The sequence below is a fragment of the Variovorax sp. P1_H2 genome (assembly GCF_056405295.1).
Map to the genome: position 1 here is coordinate 38,171 of NZ_JBFUCJ010000015.1, position 18,258 is coordinate 56,428.

Genomic DNA, 18,258 nt, shown 5'->3' on the forward strand with positions numbered 1-18,258 from the left:
AAGATCAACCTGGAGAGACGACATCGAACAGCCCACGGCCGTCGTCGCCGCCGCCGCAGTGGCCCTCGCGCTGAGCGGTGCCGCACAGGCGCAGACCAACGAGGAACTCAAGGCCCAGCTGGAGCATGCGTTAAGGACGATTCAGGATCTTCAGAGTCGTGTGACGGTCCTGGAGCAGATGGCGCCCCCTGCCGCTGCCCCCGCCAGCGCGTCCGCGGGGCCACCTGCGGCCGGTGCGCCATCCGGCCTCGCCGCCTGGGCGCAGGTGGTGTCGGTGGGCACGCGCGCCGAGGACAACGCGGACAAGGCCCGGGTCAAGCTCTACGGCCAGGCGATGCTCGACGCCATCTACGACTTCAAGCGCATGAACCCCGACTGGAACGCCACGATGCGGCCGTCGCAGATCCCGATCATCTGCCCCGGCTCCCCGGGCTGCGGCAAGGATGGCGCCACCATCCTCAGCGTGCGGCAGTCGGGCCTCGGCTTCAAGTCCTTCATCCCCACCTCGTACGGCGAGATCAAGACCGACCTGAGCTTCAACCTCTTCGGTAGCAACGGCTCGACCCAGATCCACTGGCACAACGTCTGGGCCGAGCTGGGCATGTACGGCGCCGGCCAGACCTACTCGAACTTCATGGACATCGATGTGTTCCCGAACATCATCGACCACACGGGGCCAAGCGGCATGGTCTTCGTGCGCAACCCACAGCTGCGGATCTCGCCCTACGACAAGGACGGCCCGCGCATGGCGTTCTCCCTGGAGGCCCCCAACTCGACGATCGACACCGGTCGCATCAACCAGATCGATCCCACGCTCGGCGCCAACATCACGGGCTGGAACCTCGCGCCGGATGCCGTGGCGTCGGTCCGGCTCGACCGCGACTGGGGTCACGTCCGCTCCGCCACCATCGTGCGCCAGGTCGGCTTCCAGAACCCGGCCGCCCCGGACGGCGACCCCTCGGGCACGCGCACCGGCTACGGCCTGAACCTCAGCGGCGCCCTCAACGCCTTCGGCAAGGACCGGCTCAGCTGGCAGCTGGTCGGCGGCAAGGCGATCGCCAGCTACATGAACGACGGCGGCGTCGACCTGGCGCCGGGCCCCAACCTGCGGGCCGAGACCGTGACCTCGGTGGGCTGGCTGGTCTTCTATAACCACTACTGGAGCGACAAGTGGAGCAGCTCCATCGGCTACAGCGAGCACCGCCAGAACAACACCGGCGGCCAGCTCACCACGGCCTTCCAGAAGGGCAGCTATTCATCGGTCAACCTGCTCTACGCGCTGCAGCAGAACGTGCTGATCGGCAGCGAATTCATCTGGGGCCGGCTCGAGAACAAGGCCGGGCTGGCAGCGGACGACTACCGCCCGCAGTTCTCGACGAAGGTCACCTTCTGACAGCCAGCGCCAACGAGACCACCCCATGCAGTTCAAGTCCTCCGTGAGCGAGAGGTCCTGGACGTCGTGGTGGCGGGCCTGATGAACAAGATCGTGGCCGTAATACCAAGGTCGTATTACGCGGTGCATGGGAACGGCGGATAGTTGTCTGCATGAACCCCCACAAGAAGTCTTCGCTTCGCGTCCTGCTGGTTGACAGCGACGACTCGTTGCGGCGCGCACTTGTACGGACGATTCAACGCGCCGGCTTCGAAGTGGCGTCTTTCGCCAGCGTAGAGGCAGTGCTGGCGTCAGGCGCGATCGAGGGTGGAGCCTGCCTGTTGCTGGACGTCGACATGCCGGGCGTTGGAGGCATCGAGTTCAAGCGGGCTCTGGTCACGTCGGGCCGGGACCGCCCCACTGTCTTCATGACCGCGTCCGAGCGCGAAGGGCTGGAAGACCAACTCGCCCAACTTGCCCCCGTCGCGGTGCTCCACAAGCCGTTCAGCAATAAAGACTTGCTCGAGGCGCTTGGCCGCGCATTCGCATGAGCCAGCCTTCGTGACACAACCCAACAACCCGAATGTCACGGCTCATGAAGAAACGTCAACCACCCAAGTGGAAGGAATGCAAATGAAGCTCTATCGATTGACTGGCCTGCTGGTGGCAACTCTTTGCCTCGCAGGTCCCGTACTTGCCCAGAGCGCCGGCAACACCGCTACGCGAGTGAAGGCGAACGATGCGGCGTTGGCCAAGGCCCTGGAGAGCGCCATCACGCCGGGCCCGGGCCAGGCAAGGCTCGAGCCCATGATCGGGACGTTCGACGTCAAGATCCGGACCTGGCTGGCTCCGAATCAGGCGCCGATCGAATCGAACGGCTCGTGCGTCAATGTCTGGGTCCTCGGCCACCGCTACATCCAGTCGATGTTGTCGGCCAACGTGATGGGCGAACCCTTCGACGGTATTGGCTACACCGCCTACGACAACGTCGGAAAGGTGTACCAGATCGCCTGGATGGACGGCGGGAGTACGGCGATGACGCTGTACCGCGGCGGCTTCAACGGAGCGACCAGATCCGCAACGATGAAGGCGGTCGTCGCCAATCCGGTGACCGGCAAGCCCACGCCGCTGGAGCTGCGCCTTTCGATCGCCGAGAACGGCGACCACATGTCCGAGCTCTGGGGCCAAGGCAATGGCACCGCAATGTTCAAAATGATGGAACTCCGTTACACGAGAGCCAAGCAGTGATTCGGACCGGAACTGGAGTACCAACATGACTCATTACCAAGTGCAGAAGCGTGTCCTTCGCAACACCGTGCTGAGCGGGCTGGCCCTGCTGACGTTGATGGCGAGCGTCGACCCCGCCTGGGCCATTCTTGGTGTCTGGCGCCGCGCCGCCGTGCGCACCGAGATCGTTGTCGGTGCCGAGGCCGGGGCGGCCGCGAGCGCCAATGCTTCCAGGGACGCTGCGGCAGCAGCGTCCGCGCAGTCGGCCGCCGCCGCTTCGGAAGCCGCTGCGGCTCGGGCGGCTGCGGCGGCAAATCAGGCAGCCGCCGCAGCGAGCACCAAGACGCCGCAGCAAAAGCTCGCCGAGCTGCAATCGCTCTACGCCCAGAAGCTCATCAGCCAGAGCGACTACGAGGCGGCGAAGCAGAAGATCCTCAGCGGCTTGACGAACTGAGGACGCCGAGGCGGCGGTCACTTACCAATCGGATGCAAGCCATGAAATCGTTCCGGTGCGCCGCTGCGGCCCTGGGTCTCGGCATCATCGCCGCCTTGCCGATTGCGACCCACGCCGAGACTTCATCGCCGCGTCCGGTGAAGGCGGTCGGCATCGCCACCGAGGCCTACATCTACGGCTACCCGCTGGTCACCTTCGACATGGCGCGCAAACAGCAGACCAACGTCGCCGAGGCGGATGCCGAGCATGCGCCGATGGGGCAGATGATCCGGATGCGTTCCTATCCCGCAGTGGACAACCACTGCTGCGCCGCGCCCAACGCCGACACGTTGTACACGGAAACATGGCTCGATGTGTCAAAGGAGCCGTGGGTTTTCAGCATCCCGGAGATGGGCGACCGCTACTACATGATGCCGATGCTGAGCGGCTGGTCCGAAGTCATCGAGGTCGCAGCCAGCACCACCACCGGCAGCAAGGCCCAGGTCTATGCCATCACCGGGCCGGGCTGGAGCGGCACGCTGCCGGATGGCGTGACGCAGGTGAAGTCGCCGACCGGCATGGTGTGGATCCTCGGGCGCATCTACACCAGCGGCACGCCTGAGGACTACGCGGCCGTGCATGCGCTGCAGGACAAGTTCGCTGTCTTTCCGCTGTCCGCCTGGGGCAAGCCGTACACGCCGCCGCAAGGCATGGTCGACCCCGCCTTCGACATGAAGGCCGCGGTGCGCAAGCAGGTCAACGCGCTCGATGCCGAAGCCTACTTCCGCCGCCTGGCCCAGCTGATGAAGACCAACCCGCCGACGGCGCAGGACGCGCCGATGGTCGCGAAGATGGCCCGCATCGGCCTCGTTCCCGGTCAGGACTTCGACCCCGGCAAGCTCAGCAAGCTCGATCGCGAGGCGATCAGGATCGTCCCCAAGCTCGCGCTGGTGGACATGGGGCTGATGCTGAAGAGGCAGAAGACGACCAACGGCTGGTTGTACTTCACCAAGGGCGTCGGAAACTTCGGGACCGACTACCGGCTGCGCGGCATGGCCAACCTGCTCGGACCGGGCTGGAACCGCCCGCAGGACGCCGTCTATCCACTCTCGCAGAAGGATGCCAAGGGCGACGCCTATGACGGCGCAAAGCACAACTACGTGGTCCGCTTCGAGAAAGGCAAGCTGCCACCCGCAGATGCCTTCTGGTCGCTCACGATCTACGACGCGGATTTCTTCTTCGTGCCGAACGCGATCCAGCGCTACGACCTGGCACAACGCGACAAGCTTGTCGCCAACGCCGACGGTTCGGTCGACATGTACCTGCAGGCCGAGTCGCCGGGCAAGGACAAGGAGGCGAACTGGTTGCCAGCGCCCAAGGGCAAGTTCCAATTGGTGATGCGCATCTACGCGCCGAGGAAGGATGCGCCGTCGATCCTCGACGGCACGTGGACGCCGCCGCCGGTGAAGCAGGTGCAGGGAAGCTAGAGCACGCACAGCCACCAAGCCCATGCCCGAAGCTGCTCGAGCGTCAACCATCCCAGGAGAGTCGAATGAAGCATTTCGCAATCACAGTCTGGAAGATTGCCGTGCTGGCTGCCGTATCGGCTGCTGCTTTCGTCAGCGGCTGCGCCAGCCTCGACCAGAACATTGCGGCGTCCGAAAGACAGTACGCTGTGCCAGGCAAGGTGATGCACGTTGCCAACATGAACAACTACCCGTTCTGCGAGATCGGGCTGATCACCGGCACCGCCGCCTCGAACGCGGTGCTCAACATCTGGAATTCGACGAGCGTCGGGGATTGCCCGCAGGACAAGATCGACGCGATATTCGCGGACCAGGGCGAGAAGATCAAACAGGCAACGGGCGCGCAGAAAGTCTGGCTAAACCCGAGACGCCACTGGACCTTCAACGAGATCTGGGCCTACAGCGCCGGCGATGTCCGCGACTTTCAAGGCGTCACGGGACTGTGGCTCGGCGTCGTTGGTGCGGAAGTTGCGGCCAAAGCCGTTGGCGGGGGGCACTACCTGCAGCACATCCCAGGTACGCCAGGCATCGTTGCGCACCGCGCCTTCAAGTTCAACAGGGGGATGACGGTCTATCTGCTCGACATGCCTGACGGCAAGGTGTATGTCATGCAGTCCTGGTCCAACCACTTCAACAAGGCCGAGACAGCGGACAACCTCAAGGACCTGGGCAGCCAGTTCAAGCAACTGCCGCCGGGCTGGAAGTTCCGCGTCAAGGTGCTCGACCAGGAGCTGATCATCGCGCCCAAGAAGCCGCCCTACTACGGGTACGTGACGCAGGACGAGTTCTGGAACACCTATCAGGCATGCGGCTACGACGACACGTGCAACTTCGTGCCGTAGGCTGAATCGGCGTCGCAACGACGTCGGGCCTTGGGCCGACAAGCAAAAGTCGATGGAGAACGAAGGTGACCGCCAGATCAAGTTTTGCCGCAATGGCATTTTGACGCCAGGAGAACCACAGAAATGAGCAAGAACTTCAAGTGGGCGGTCGGCATCGTCGGCGCCATCGTCGTCGTCGCCGCCATCGTCTTGTATCCCAAGCTGGTCGTGACCCTGCCGAATGACGGCGATGACGCCAAGCCGTTCACCTTCAAGGAGGTCCGTGGTCACCGCTACACCGAGATGTTCCTCATCGGCGGGAACGCGATCACCAAGGACCTCAAGGCGAACGTCTACAACACCTGGGGTCTCAACGGCGGCGCGACGACGGGGGATTCCTGTCCCGCCGAATTGCTGGACAAGATCGATGTCAAGTCGGTGAAGGAGCAATACGGTGTGCTTGCCTCGTACAAGAACGGCCCCCGCCTCTGGGCGCTGGACTGGATCGAGGTCGAGATGGGCAAGGAGCTGGACTTTGGCGGCATGAAAGCACGGTGGGTGAATTGGTTGGATATGAAGGGCATCAGCACGGAACCTGGTGCGGCCGACTACAAGAACATCACCGTCGGGCGCCACACCAAGCTCGGCTTCGACAAAGGCAAGCAGGTGTTCATCCTCGATGACCCGGATGGCAACTCATGGGCCATGAAGTCCTTCAGCCTCATCACCCATCCCGATCAGAAGTTCGACGAGCTTGGGACCCTCGGCAGCCGCCTGAAACTTCCCCCGGGCTGGAAGTTCCGAGCGCCGATGCTCGATCAGGATCTGATCCTCACGCCGGACAAGGACGGCATCGCGCACATCACGCAAGATGACTTCGGCAACACGTATGACCGGGTGGGCGGGCCCTACAGCAACTACAAGCCGTAGCGGGGTGATCTCGCGAAGCTTCGCGTGTCCGCGCGTGAAGCAGCTGCAGCGCCTTCATGGCGCGGTTGAAGGGCGGCGAGCGAGCGTGCCGGTTTCGATCAAGTCTGACGAGAAAAGGGTCGACCCGTGAATATCCGATTTGCAACTCGAGGGCTGGCCTCCACGGCCATCTTGGTCGCTGCGATTCCGCTCGCGGTACCCGCCCACGCGGAGTTGAGCGCGGAGGAACTGGCCAAGCTGGCACAGAACCCGGTCGGCAACCTGATCAGCGTGCCGTTCCAGAACAACACCAATCTGAACTACGGGCCGGAGAAGGGGACACAGAACGTCCTCAACATCCAGCCGGTGATCCCGATTTCGGTGAACAGCGACTGGAACGTCATCACGCGCACGATCCTGCCGGTGATCTCGATGCCGGCGCTGGGTCCATTGGGCGATCGCGTCAATGGCGTGGGTGACATCCAGTTCAATGCCTTCTTGTCACCGGCCAATCCGGGAAAATGGATCTGGGGTGCAGGCCTCATCACGCAGTTGCCAACCAACAGCAATTCGGAGCTTGGCAACAAGAACTGGGGGCTGGGGCCGACCTTCGTCGTCCTGCACCTCGACCATGGCAGTCCCTGGGTGTATGGCGCCTTGGTCAACAACGTCTGGTCGCTCGGCAGCAGCGGACAGGGCGGCTCATACAACAACGGCCTGCTCCAGCCCTTCATCAATTACAACTTCCCTGGCGGCTTCTACATCACGAGCGCGCCGATCCTGACGGTCAACTGGAAGGCCGATAGCAGCCAGCGGTGGACCGTACCGGTGGGCGGCGGTATCGGCAAGATATTCCATTTGGGAAAACTGCCGGTAAACGCCCAGCTCTCGGCCTACTACAACGTCGTGAAACCCGACAACGGACCGAACTGGCAGATTCGTGCGCAAGTCCAGTTCATGTTCCCCAAGTAGATCGAGATCGGAAGTCCTTCGAAGATCTGAAACCGAGAATCAAACATGCGACATTGGATCACCACAGGTGCTGGCAGCTTCATTTTCGTTCTGGGACTCGCCGCTGGGCTCGCGCCCTCTGCGGCACGGGCCCAGGCTGCGAACGACAAATGGGAATGGGAGGCGTCCATCTACGGCTGGTTGCCGGCCATCGGCGGCAAAACGTCCTTCCCGTCCGGCAACGGCGGACCCAGCATCGACGTCAGCGCGCAGGACGTTGTCGGCGCACTGAAGATGACCTTCATGGGCCAGATCGAGGCCCGCAATGGCAAATGGGGCGTGTGGAGCGACCTCGTCTATGCCGATCTCGGGGGGTCGAAGGACGGCATTCGTCGATTCACCGTGGACCACCAGCCGGTCGACGCGCCTGCCAATCTCGGTCTCGATGTGAAGTCGACGGTCTGGACGCTGGCCGGCCTCTACAACTTGGCGTCGACCTCCGAGAACAGGACGGACCTGCTCTTCGGGAGCCGGATGCTCGACATGCAACAGACTTTGAACTGGACGCTCGAACCTTCCTATTCACAACCGCGAGGATGACCTATGACTCCAAGACGCAAGTTCCTGACTACCGCCGCGCTGACCGCTGCGGCGATCCCGCTGACCGCCATGCCAAGTGCCGCGGGCGCCGCGGACGACAAGGCCCAGCTGATGTTCGTGCAAAGCGCGGAGAGCCTGAAGGCCGACGACAAGACGCTGCGGCTGGTCAACGTGTCGCCGCAGACGATCTACTTTTCAGACCGGCCGGTGCGCGTCGCCGGGCATGTGACGATGCCCGCGTATCTGGAGGAATGGACCGCCGCCGCGGGCCCGAACAACTTCAGCAAGGACCCGCCCAACGCCACGCTGTCGGTGTACGAGCCGGGGCAGCGCGACAACACGCTGACCGTGGTCGAGATCAGTCAGCCGGTGATCGAAGGCAAGGACCTCGTGTACCGCTACAAGCTTATTGAGGGCAAGGTGCCCACCACCGGTGGCGCCACCGCACTGTTCATCGACTGGATCGGCCGGGGCGGCGGCGTGGGCGCCGGCTTCCACGGTGCGGGCGCCGGTGGCCGCGGGGTCGGCTTGCGATGAGCAATACAGCGGAGATTCGCGGTGATGCTCGAGAAGCCCTAGACATGGTCGCCACTTCCCGATTGCTCAGGGACCGTTCGCGTGGGCTACAGGTTCGACTGGGGTTCGGTGTTCGCCACCTATCGCTACCTGGACTACCAGTTCAAGTCCGGCATCCCCATTCAAACCATTACCATGAGCGGCCCCATATTCGGCGTTGCGTACCAGTGGTAGGTCGCCGCTTTTGCAGACCCGCGAACGCGATTCACGTATCCAGGACGTAAAAAGAGGCGAATTCCTGAAGGCAGGGCTATGGCGAAGAAGGCTTGAAGCATGGACGATCTGTTCGAGGGCCGGCATTTCGAGCGAGAGATCCTCGTTCGATGCGTTCGCTGTTACCTGCGCTACAAGCTGAGCTTTCGTGATCTGATGGAGATGATGGGCGAGCGGGCCTTGATCTTGGCCCACACGCGGACTCCGATGCTCGCGCTCACGTTGCTGCTCGCGGCCTGGTTTGCCGCCACGCCTGAATCCGTCGTCGCCGCGGAGGTGCCCTCGACTCCGCCGGCGGCGCTGACGATCGCCGACACCTTCACTCAGATCGGCGAAAGCGAAAGGCTGCAGCGGGCGGCGCTCGCCCGGGTCGAGCAGTCCGAGCCGTGGCGCGAGCTGGCCCGACGAGCGGCGGCGCTCGAGGCCGAAATCGACCGCCTCGCGCCGGACAAGATCACCCACGGCGAACTCATCGAATTGCGGGGGCTTGAGCACCGCCTGCGGGAGCTGAAGAGCGATGCTTCGGCCGTCGTCGACGAACTCACAGCCATCGTCAGACGACTCGAGAGCGACGGCTCCGAACTCGAAACGCTGGCCCGCGAGTGGAGCGAGCGTATTGTGTTCCTGCGCGAACGGCGCGTGCCCGAGCCCGTCATCGAGCGAGCGCACGAGATCGAGGCGAAGCTACGAACAACCGCTGACCACCTGCGCAAGGTGCGAGACGGCGCCTTGCTGGATCTCGCCCGCGCCTTGACCCTGCAACTGCGCATCCATGACGCCGGCGCACTCGTCAATGCACAGCTGGACCGTGTCCGCCTTCTGAGGATGGAGCTGGAGGAATCCTCGCTTTGGCAACTCGGTGGCGCGCCCGCCCAATTCCATCTGGTCGCTTCGGAGTTGCGCGCTGGGGAACGTCTGCTGCGTGCGTATCTGGTCCGAAACGGTGCACGTCTTGCCGGGTGGTTCCTGGGCATCTTCGCGTTCACTTGCTGGCTCTTCACCAGGAAAGCGCCGCCGGACGCCGCGCCCGCGCAACGCGCTCATGGCCAGCCCGTGGCCGCCTCCCTGCTGATCGCGCTGATGTCGATCTGGTGGCTGGCGCCCGACCCCCCGATCGTCTTCTACGAGGCGCTGCTCGTGATCGTTCCGATTCCTGCCGCGATGATCGCAAGGCGCACTTTCGCCGCAGCGATTCCGTTGTCGCTGTATGGGGTGGCATTCGCGACGGTGTTGCTCGCCTTGCGCAGTTCGATCGAGTCGAGCGTGATCGCCGATCGTGTGGTGCTCTTGCTGCAGGCCCTCAGCGTCGGCGTGCCGGTGGCTCTGGACTGGCGGCGCGGTCGGCTGCAGCAGGCATTGCCGAGTTGGAGTCCGGAGAGCCTGYGCGTCATCGCGCTGATCGTCATCGCCGTTTCGGCGGTGACTGCGTGGCATGTCATCTTCGGCTTTTCCGGGCCGGCCCGATCCTTGCGCTCGGGCACCGGGAGCATCCTCGGATGCAGCCTGGTGTTTGGAACAACCGCCCTGACCCTGTATGGCGCAGTGCTCGCACTTCTCGCCACGCCGCCGCTGCGCTGGCTGCGAAGCGCGCGCAATGCAGATCCGGCGCTGCTGCGGGCGGTGCGACTGGTTCTGACTTCGCTGACCGTCGGCGGTGTCGCACTGGTCACGATAGCGATCCTCAACCTGATGCCCGTCATGCTCTCTGCCATCGATTCACTGATGGGTTCGACGTTGAAAGTGGGCGTCGTGACCATCTCCGCAAGGGCAGGTGCGGAGGCGCTCGCCGTTGCCCTGGCGACGGTCGTCCTGAGCGTGGTGATCGAGTTCGTGCTCGATCGAGAGATCTTTCCCAGGCTGCAACTAAGGCCGGGTACCGGTTATGCGATCGCCACGTTCACACGCTGGTTCATCCTCGTCGCCGGCGTGATACTCACGCTGGCGGCGCTCGGCACCGACATGGCGAAGGTCACGCTGCTTGCGGGGGCGCTCGGCGTGGGCATCGGCTTCGGGCTGCAGAACGTCGTCAACAATTTCGTGTCCGGCCTGATTCTGATCGTCGAGCGGCCCGTCAGTGTCGGCGACCTGGTCGAGATCGGCTCTGTGCTTGGCGAGATCAAGCGCATAGGCATCCGATCTTCCAGCGTGCGAACCACGCATGGGGCCGAGGTCATCGTGCCGAATTCCGACCTGGCCTCGAAGGAGGTGATCAACTGGACTCGCTCCGATCGACGCCGGCGATACGACATCGATGTCGGCGTTCCCTACGGTTCCGAGCCGGAGCAGGTGATGCGCTTGCTGGTGGAGGCGGCGAGAGAAGTGCCGGACATATTGACCGATCCGGCGCCCGTGGCCCTGTTCCAGGGCTTCAACGACAAATCGCTCGACTTCAAGCTGCTCGCCTGGGTGAAGACCATCGACCTCGGGGTGCAGGCACAAACCGCGCTGCGCGTTGCCGTGTTGCGCAAGCTCGGCATGGCTGGCATCGTCATGTCTTTTGCCGCAGCAGGCATTGCACCTCCCCTTGGCGAAGATGCCKGTGCCCAGGGCAACACAATGACAAAAACGTGATCGAGCGCTGCGTTCGCCTTGATGGGCGTAGTCTCGAGCCTGAGTTGCAAAAGGAATCACCATGCGCGCTGATTTGCTGACGGCCTGCTTCGTGGCATCCGTGGCGGCCGTGGCCCTCGCGGGCTGCGCCAGCCGCCCGATCAACCCGCCGATCACGCAGTCCGATGCGAATGCGGGGTATACGTTTCAAACGCGCCAGAAGCACTTCAAGAGCCAGGAAAACCTGGTCGTTCTTGCCTTCTCGGGCGGCGGCACGCGCGCAGCCGCGTTCTCGTATGGTGTACTGGAATTCCTCCGGCGCACCGAAGTCAGCGCACCGGACGGCCGCAAGGCTCGCCTGATCGACGCCGTCGATGTCATTACCGGCGTGTCGGGCGGCAGCTTCACGGCGTTGGCCTATGGGCTCTACGGCGACAGGCTGTTCACCGACTACGAACAACGCTTTCTCAAGCGCAACGTGCAGGGCGAACTCGTCGCGCGCGCGCTCAATCCGATCAACTGGGGAAACCTGTGGTCGACGGKGTGGGGCCGTTCGGAATTGGCGGCCGCGTACTACGACGAGATCCTGTTCAACGGGGCGACCTTCGGCGATCTCGACCGCGGCGACGGCCCGTTCATCATCGTGTCGGCCACCGACATCTCGACCGGCACGCGGATGCCCTTCAATCAGGCCGTATGGAACGTGCTGTGCTCGGATCTCGATGCCGTGCCACTGTCCCGCGCCGCCGCGGCATCGTCTGCTGTCCCCGTGGTGCTCTCCCCGGTGACCATCAACAACTACGGCGGAACCTGCAACCACCAGATGCCGGCCTGGGCCAAGGCRTTTACCCAGTCCRCGAATCCGCCTCGGCCCGCAATGCGTGCGATTCGCGAGTTGAAGGAAACCGAACCGTACACCGACAGCGTGCATCGGCCGTATATCCATCTCGTGGACGGCGGCGTGTCCGACAACCTGGGGATGCGCGGCGTGCTCGACGCGCTGGAATTCCTCGAAGCCTTGCACGACAAGGGCCTTCCCACTCCGCTCGACCATGCGCGCAGGATCATCGTCCTGGTTGTCAATTCGCTGTCGTCGCCCCCCACCAACTGGGATGAATCGGCGCGGCCGCCCGGCAGTGTGCAGGTCCTGCTGAAAGCCAGCGGTGTTCCGATCGATCATTATTCCTACGAGGCGGTCGAGCTCTTGAAAGATATTTCGGCGCGCTGGGAAACCGCGCGGCGGGTCCGAAAGCTCGCCGGCTGTTCGGCGGATAAAGGCTCCCCCATCTGCACCGAGGTGCGGGTCCCGGACGCGGAGATCTATGCCATCGATGTGTCGTTTCCCGCGCTGAAGGACAAGGCGGAATTCGATTACCTGAACCAGCAGCCGACGTCGTTCGTCCTGCCGGACGAGGCGGTGGATCGGCTGCGCGCCGCGGCAGGGAAGATCATCCTGGCTTCGCCCGAGTTTCAGCGGCTGCTGAAGGACGTTGGCGCGACAGTCGTCGCCGATCCAGCCGCGGCCAAGGAAGCAGCGCCCCGCGCCCCTTGAACCATGCCCCGCCACCTCGCCGTTCTCGCGACAGCCTAAAGAGATGCTCCCGAGCGCTTTTGGTGTGGGCCCCGTGCGCCGCCGACGAAGGCTGCTGGATCCGATAGCAGCGCCTGCGACAGGCCGCGATCAGCGCGCTCGCACGACGCCAGAGACAACGCCGTTCTCGTTGACAGTGCAGTTGATGGCCGGCTGACCGGTTCCGATGCTGAGGGTGACGACGTAGACACCATCCTGCATGGACTGAGCGTCGCTGGTCGGTGTCACATTTTCCTTTGGCACCTTGAATTCGCGCGCGACCGAATCGATGCAGCTGGTGCGAGACACTTGGGGCGACAGAAAGCCAGCGAAGATCGCCGGAGGCTTGTAGCCGCCGATCGTCGCTGGAGGCGGCGAACTGGTGCAAGCACTGGCGATGGCGCAGGACGCGAAGATGACTCCAACGGAACGAATGCGAACAAGCATGTTGACTCCTTGCACTGAGCGCGACCGGTCACGATGCCGAGTCCGCAGGTCAGGCAGGACATGGCCCGCGCCGGATTCGACTGGATGCTGATCTTCAGAACGAGTGGCGCAGACCGACATCGTAGCCGACCGACTTGTTCGGCGCGGGCACGGCAAAGAGGCCACCGCCCGTAGGGATCGCGCCGGAATAGAAGCTCGGGCCGCCCACCGTCAAGCCTGCGCCGTACTTGTCATTCAAGTAGGYGACGGTCGCATAGAGGGCGGTGCGCTTGGCCAGGTTGTACACGTAGCCAATGGCGAACTTGTCAGCCTTCGGATTCGGATTCGGATTGGTGAAGTTGAGGTTGTTCACGTTGTTGTACCTGACCTCGGAGTAGGAAGCGCGGATCAGGCCGGGACCGGCCGCCACCGTCAATCCGATCAGGGCGCCGTTGAAGCCCGGCATGGTCAATCCGAAAGGGTTGAGCGTGTTGGTCGCATAGGCGGTCGCCTGCTTGTTGTTCGAGTACTCGCCAAACAGCTTTGCCACGCCGAAGTCGTACGAAGCGCCGAGATTCCAGATGTTGACGGTCGTCGTCGTGCCCTGATAGTAGTTCGACGCGATGGTGCTTTCGCCATAGGCCACCGCGACATCCAACGGACCGTTGTTGTAGCCGACGCGGCCGCCGATATAGCGGCCCGCACGGGCGTTGTTGCCGGCAACGGCAAGCGGCGGGTCGACAACGATCGCAGCGGCGCCCGGGGGCGTCAGGCCGCCCGGATCGTAGCTGACGGCCTCGTTGAACGCATACATGAACTGACCGTAAAGGCCACCCAAATTCAGAGGCAGGAAATACCCGATGGAGTTGCTGGCACGAGAGTAGTTGTCGTTCGCGGTGAAGCCGCTCTTGTAGCTACCCGGCGACCCCAGGCCACTGGCGGTACCGATCAGATTCGCGCCCACCCCGTTGGCACCGAACGGATCGAAGAGGATGTCGTTCCAATAGGTCGGGGTGTGGTCTCGACCGATGCGCACTTCGCCGAAGCTGTCGTCGGAAAGGCTGACAGTCGATCGACGATTGAATTGCAGCCCACCCCCGCTTGCGCTTCCGCTGCCGTCGTCGTTGTTGATGCCCGCTTCGAGCCAGAAGCCGGCAGCCAGGCCGCCGCCGAGATCTTCGGTGCCCCGAAAGCCCAGGCGGCTGGAGTTGTAGGCGGAATTGGTCAGCATGGTCTGGCTCGTGCTGACCGTGTTGCCCAACGGGGTCTGCGCCTGGTTCCTGTAAGCGCTGACCGAAGCGTCGAGGATGCCGAACAATGTCACGGACGATTGGGCAGAAGCGACACCGCCGCCCGCCAAGGAGGCCGAGGCGGCGAGAGCAACCAGAGATCTATTCATCAGAGATTTCTCCAGGACCGGACAGGGACCACCAACCTGTCAGGTAGCGGTGACCCATGCACAGGCGTTCAGTGACGCCCCAGAAGATTATGGCGTAGGAGGACGGCCGGGCCGCGTCCGTGCGCACTTCTACCTGCGAAACGTGAACACCACCGACAGGTACGACACGGCCTCCTCGCCCATGTTCTCGATCCCATGCAGCGCCGATGCGTCGAACAGCAACGTGTCGCCCACGCCCATCCAGATCGACTTGCTCCCGTAGCGGTACAGCACGCTCTCCGAAAGCAGGTACATGAACTTCAGCCCTGGATGCTGGAAGGTCACGTAGGGTTCGGCGCCAGGTGACCTGCCCCCTCCCAGCCGTACCAGCGTAGTGGCAGCGAAGTCCGTCAACTTGGAGAATGACGGACATGAGAAAGAGCAGATACACCGAGGAGCAGATCATCGGTTTCATCAAGCAGGCCGAGTCCGGCTTGCCGATCAAGGATCTGTGCCGCAAAGGCGGCTTCAGCGATGCGACCTTCTACAAATGGCGCGCCAGGTACGGCGGGATGGATGTGCCCGATGCCAGGCGACTGCGTGAACTCGAGGCGGAGAACAACAAGCTCAAGAAGCTGTTGGCAGAAGCCCACCTGGACATCCACGCGCTGAACACGGCCTTCGGGGTAAAGCTCTTGCAACCCCGGACTTCCTCGTTATGAATGGCACGGCAGGAGGGGGCAGGTCACAAACGGGGGACGTTCATGTAAACGGCTTACGAGCGCCGTGTTCAGAGTTGCACGTCTCGCCTTTTCAAAGTTGCGCGGTGCAAAGCTGCTGCGGATCCAACGGCCGGTTCCGGGCAGCTTCTGTGTCCGATGTAGGCCCGCTTTGGGCTGCGGATTCAACCGGTCGATGGCTTTGACAAGCCGAGTCAGATCCGAAGCAACATCAACCTGCACATGCCTAACGCGATCCCTATCGCCGAGGTGGCTGCGTGGCCTGCGCTCGTGCATTCATGGTGAATTCGACGATGTGAACGTCATCGACGAGGGGCCATCATGCCATGGCCTCGTCCCGGTGGAGAATTTGTCCAGGTGCTCGTGCAGGATCCGGCGTATCTCGAGAATGGCCTGCGGGTTCTCCTGCACGCTGTGCCAGGAAACGATGACCCGCTCCGACTGTGCGCCGACGAGGTGCGAGCTGGTGTAGGGCACCACGCCATCGGTGGAGTCGAGCAGACCGCCCTCGGCACTCTCGCGTCCGATGATCGAGTGGTACTGCACCGCCGGATCGACGGGCAGCGTGGAAGACAGCCGAACGAAGGGATTGCGATCACTGAGGTTGTCGATGCTGTTGGGGATGCGCAGCGGCGGCTTTCCACTCTCGGGCGGCCGCAGCCGGGCGGCCATGCGGGTCAGGTCTGCGACCTCGTCCAGCATGGCCACCGGCAGCGTCACGAGGTTGGCGGCGTAGCGTGCCAGCCGGTTCTCGGCAAAGGACGTCCCTCGGTGGGGCGCCGCGATAAAGATCGCGCGGCTGACCTTCGGCTGCGGGTGGAACTCCAGGTAGTCGTCCATCTCTCTGCGAAATGCCTTGTCGTATGCACGGCGACTGCGGACATCGGGCGGAAGTGTCTCCCACATCTTGTCGCCCGAGTCGGACACCAGCAATCGCGCCAGCACGCCGCCCATGCTGTGGCCGACCAGTACGATGTCCTTCGAAGCCAGGGCCGTCCCTTGCGGGTCGTAGTACGCCAGCGTTGCATCGATGGCCTGCCGGATGTTGTGCAGGTTCAGCGCCAGCGGCGCATTGGTCGGGTAGTACACCTGCCAGATCTGGTAGTTGCGCCGCAGCGTGTCGTCGCCCATCACCTCGTTGGCCACGTTGACCCAGGCCTCGGGGCTGCTCGCCAGCCCGTGGAGCATCACCACGATGTGGCGCTTCGGGTCGTAGGGCTGCATCAGCTGGATGCGTGGGCGCACGATGCCGTCGCTCAGTCCGAACAGGCTGCTCAGGGCCTGGGTCGAGAATCCGGAGCGGGCGAGCCACAGCCCGTAGCCGGCGGTGAAGTTCGCGGTCAACGGCACGGTCTGGCCGGCAAGCGAGGCCTGCGCTCTCTCGTACGGGTCGTACAACGCCAATTCGACCTTGCGCGTGTTCATCACCTCCTGCAGGCTCTTCCCCTCGAAGCGAATCAGCGCGGTGATYGCGGGATACCGGTTCTCCACGAAGGGCGCCGGCTTCGCGGGGGCGTCAGGCTCAGGCAGAACGGCCACCAGGGCGGCGCCAAAGCCGTCACGCTGGTAGGTGTTGCGCAGGCCCGTGAAACGCAACGAGGTGGCCGCCACGAGTTCCTCGGGCTGGCGCGTCTCGCGCCCGGGCTCCGAGGTCTCGAACCTGAGGGACAGCCGCCAGCCGATCACGTCGTTCCACCAGGTGCGCGTGCCGGTGCGTCCGCTCGCGTAGTTGCGGAACAGGCGATCCATCGCCTGCTGGACCGCATAGTTGTAGTAGTCGCGCACCTGTGTCTGGCGTTCCTCGAAGGCGCGGTCGCCCGGTCGGCGGTCGGTGAAGAAAAGGTAGGCCCAGGCGTGGCGCGCGGTCTCGATCCAGGCGTCCAGTTCCGCATCCGGCGCGGCCGCCGGGAGCAACTGCTGCTGTGCGGACGCGCTGCCGGCCGCCAGCGCGGCCTCCAGCCAGAGTTCCGACAGGGTCGAGAGACGCTGCTCTTCGGTGATGCCCGGCGCCTGCGCAAGCAGCTTCCGGCAGGCTTCAGGTTCGTCGCGGCAGTCGGTGATGCCCACGATGCGCAGCACCTCCCGGGCGGAGAGGCTGAGGCGACCGGTGGTGAGCGCGTCGCTGCGGCGCTCGGCCAGGTAGCCCGATGGCGACACCGAAGAAACGCTCACGACGGCGCAGCCGCAAAGCAGGCAGGCCGAGGCCAACAGCATCGCGAAGGCCGCGAAGCGGCGGCCCCGGTGCGCCCTGGTCAGCGCACCGGGCCGAACTCCTATCAGGGACCATGCATTCACTGAGTCGCTCCTTTGATTCCTGGAATGCCGCGCCGGATGGCCCGCGAGAACTGCGGATCGGCGTCGGACGCCTCGGCCCGCGCGGTGATGCGGCCGGCGGCACGCAGCACCGCAAGATCGCCGTCGGCGGCGAATCCCCCGATGTGCTGCAGGTATTCGGGCAGGTAGCCCGAAGCCAGCAGGCGCCAGTCCAGTGGCAGTCCTCCCACGATGCGCTGCGCCATCTCGAACACGAGGGTCGTGCAGTTGGCCGTCAGGGTGTCGTAGAAGCGCGGGTGCACCGACAGTTGCCCGGCGCTGTCGAGGTAGGCGAGGAATAGCGCGCGCCGGGCCTGCGGTGTCATCGCGAGGCGGTACAGGTACACATCCTCCCCGCGCACGTTGGTGCGCACGCGCATGATGTCGCGCTCATCGGCGGCCACGAGTCCGAGCTCGAAGCGCTTGAAGAAACCTGCGATGGCCGAAAACTGCTCGTGCCGCTCCTTGCGGATCTCGAGCGAGAAGGCCAGGTAGTCGGTGCCGCCGCGTCCGTCGTCGAAGCCGAACGACACCAGCGTATGGGCGATGGCCGGACCCATCCAGTACGAGAGGGCCAGGTCCACGCTGGCGAGACGGTCCAGATCGTAGCCGCGGGTTGGCGCCGAGGCCGCCAGTCGCAATCAAGGTTCGCT

General features: G+C 63.9%; 16 protein-coding genes and 3 pseudogenes. 14 read left to right on the forward strand and 5 right to left on the reverse strand.

The annotated features are described in order from the left end of the window. Positions 1-58: 58 nt before the first annotated feature. The 13 genes and pseudogenes from AC1D2E_RS08020 to AC1D2E_RS08080 all read left to right on the forward strand — a co-directional run bounded on the left by AC1D2E_RS08020 (position 59) and on the right by AC1D2E_RS08080 (position 12,730). Positions 59-1,393: a DcaP family trimeric outer membrane transporter gene (locus AC1D2E_RS08020; RefSeq protein ID WP_478196902.1), complete on the forward strand. Its 1,335-nt coding sequence runs from the start codon at positions 59-61 to the stop codon at positions 1,391-1,393. 152 nt (positions 1,394-1,545) lie between these two features. Next, the gene (locus AC1D2E_RS08025) at positions 1,546-1,923 is read left to right on the forward strand and encodes a response regulator transcription factor (RefSeq protein ID WP_478196903.1); all 378 of its coding nucleotides are present in this window, start codon (positions 1,546-1,548) and stop codon (positions 1,921-1,923) included. Positions 1,924-1,933: 10 nt separating this feature from the next. Continuing rightward, the gene (locus AC1D2E_RS08030; protein ID WP_478196904.1) at positions 1,934-2,620 is read left to right on the forward strand and encodes a DUF1579 family protein; all 687 of its coding nucleotides are present in this window, start codon (positions 1,934-1,936) and stop codon (positions 2,618-2,620) included. Positions 2,621-2,645: 25 nt separating this feature from the next. Then, on the forward strand, positions 2,646-3,053 hold the full coding sequence (locus tag AC1D2E_RS08035) for an SHOCT domain-containing protein (protein WP_478196905.1): 408 nt from the start codon (positions 2,646-2,648) through the stop codon (positions 3,051-3,053). A gap of 41 nt (positions 3,054-3,094) precedes the next feature. Then, a complete protein-coding gene (locus tag AC1D2E_RS08040; RefSeq protein WP_478196906.1) occupies positions 3,095-4,519 on the forward strand; it encodes a DUF1254 domain-containing protein in 1,425 nt (474 codons plus the stop codon). 65 nt (positions 4,520-4,584) lie between these two features. Beyond that, positions 4,585-5,400 carry a hypothetical protein gene (locus AC1D2E_RS08045; RefSeq protein WP_478196907.1) on the forward strand — a complete coding sequence of 272 codons (816 nt, stop codon included), beginning with the start codon at positions 4,585-4,587 and terminating at the stop codon, positions 5,398-5,400. Positions 5,401-5,523: 123 nt separating this feature from the next. Further along, positions 5,524-6,309 (forward strand): hypothetical protein, encoded by a 786-nt coding sequence (locus tag AC1D2E_RS08050; protein ID WP_478196908.1) that lies wholly within the window; start codon positions 5,524-5,526, stop codon positions 6,307-6,309. A gap of 126 nt (positions 6,310-6,435) precedes the next feature. After that, positions 6,436-7,260, forward strand: a complete 825-nt coding sequence (locus AC1D2E_RS08055) for a transporter (protein WP_478196909.1) — start codon at positions 6,436-6,438, stop codon at positions 7,258-7,260. Positions 7,261-7,305: 45 nt separating this feature from the next. Continuing rightward, positions 7,306-7,839, forward strand: a complete 534-nt coding sequence (locus AC1D2E_RS08060; RefSeq protein WP_478196910.1) for a hypothetical protein — start codon at positions 7,306-7,308, stop codon at positions 7,837-7,839. Positions 7,840-7,842: 3 nt separating this feature from the next. Continuing rightward, positions 7,843-8,376: a hypothetical protein gene (locus AC1D2E_RS08065; RefSeq protein ID WP_478196911.1), complete on the forward strand. Its 534-nt coding sequence runs from the start codon at positions 7,843-7,845 to the stop codon at positions 8,374-8,376. A 312-nt stretch (positions 8,377-8,688) separates the two neighbouring features. Then, positions 8,689-8,823: pseudogene (locus AC1D2E_RS08070) on the forward strand (IS6 family transposase); the annotation flags it as partial. A gap of 1,764 nt (positions 8,824-10,587) precedes the next feature. After that, positions 10,588-11,199 (forward strand): mechanosensitive ion channel family protein, encoded by a 612-nt coding sequence (locus AC1D2E_RS08075; RefSeq protein ID WP_478196935.1) that lies wholly within the window; start codon positions 10,588-10,590, stop codon positions 11,197-11,199. A gap of 61 nt (positions 11,200-11,260) precedes the next feature. Next, the gene (locus AC1D2E_RS08080) at positions 11,261-12,730 is read left to right on the forward strand and encodes a patatin-like phospholipase family protein (protein ID WP_478196912.1); all 1,470 of its coding nucleotides are present in this window, start codon (positions 11,261-11,263) and stop codon (positions 12,728-12,730) included. A 129-nt stretch (positions 12,731-12,859) separates the two neighbouring features. Here the strand turns inward: AC1D2E_RS08080 and AC1D2E_RS08085 are convergent, their stop codons facing one another. From AC1D2E_RS08085 to AC1D2E_RS08095, 3 genes and pseudogenes are all read right to left on the reverse strand, one after another. Beyond that, positions 12,860-13,195: a hypothetical protein gene (locus tag AC1D2E_RS08085; RefSeq protein WP_478196913.1), complete on the reverse strand. Its 336-nt coding sequence runs from the start codon at positions 13,193-13,195 to the stop codon at positions 12,860-12,862. Positions 13,196-13,289: 94 nt separating this feature from the next. After that, positions 13,290-14,573, reverse strand: coding sequence for a porin (locus tag AC1D2E_RS08090; RefSeq protein WP_478196914.1), 1,284 nt, complete (start codon positions 14,571-14,573; stop codon positions 13,290-13,292). A 129-nt stretch (positions 14,574-14,702) separates the two neighbouring features. Beyond that, positions 14,703-14,915, reverse strand: a pseudogene (locus tag AC1D2E_RS08095) (cupin domain-containing protein); the annotation flags it as partial. 68 nt (positions 14,916-14,983) lie between these two features. Between AC1D2E_RS08095 and AC1D2E_RS08100 the strand changes: the two are divergent. Continuing rightward, positions 14,984-15,259, forward strand: a pseudogene (locus AC1D2E_RS08100) (transposase); the annotation flags it as partial. 309 nt (positions 15,260-15,568) lie between these two features. Here the strand turns inward: AC1D2E_RS08100 and AC1D2E_RS08105 are convergent. Both AC1D2E_RS08105 and AC1D2E_RS08110 read right to left on the reverse strand, forming a co-directional pair. Further along, positions 15,569-17,587, reverse strand: a complete 2,019-nt coding sequence (locus AC1D2E_RS08105) for an esterase/lipase family protein (protein ID WP_478196915.1) — start codon at positions 17,585-17,587, stop codon at positions 15,569-15,571. Then, positions 17,584-18,246 (reverse strand): Lnb N-terminal periplasmic domain-containing protein, encoded by a 663-nt coding sequence (locus AC1D2E_RS08110; protein ID WP_478196916.1) that lies wholly within the window; start codon positions 18,244-18,246, stop codon positions 17,584-17,586. The genes AC1D2E_RS08105 and AC1D2E_RS08110 overlap by 4 nt, the downstream gene beginning before the upstream one ends. Positions 18,247-18,258: the final 12 nt, after the last annotated feature.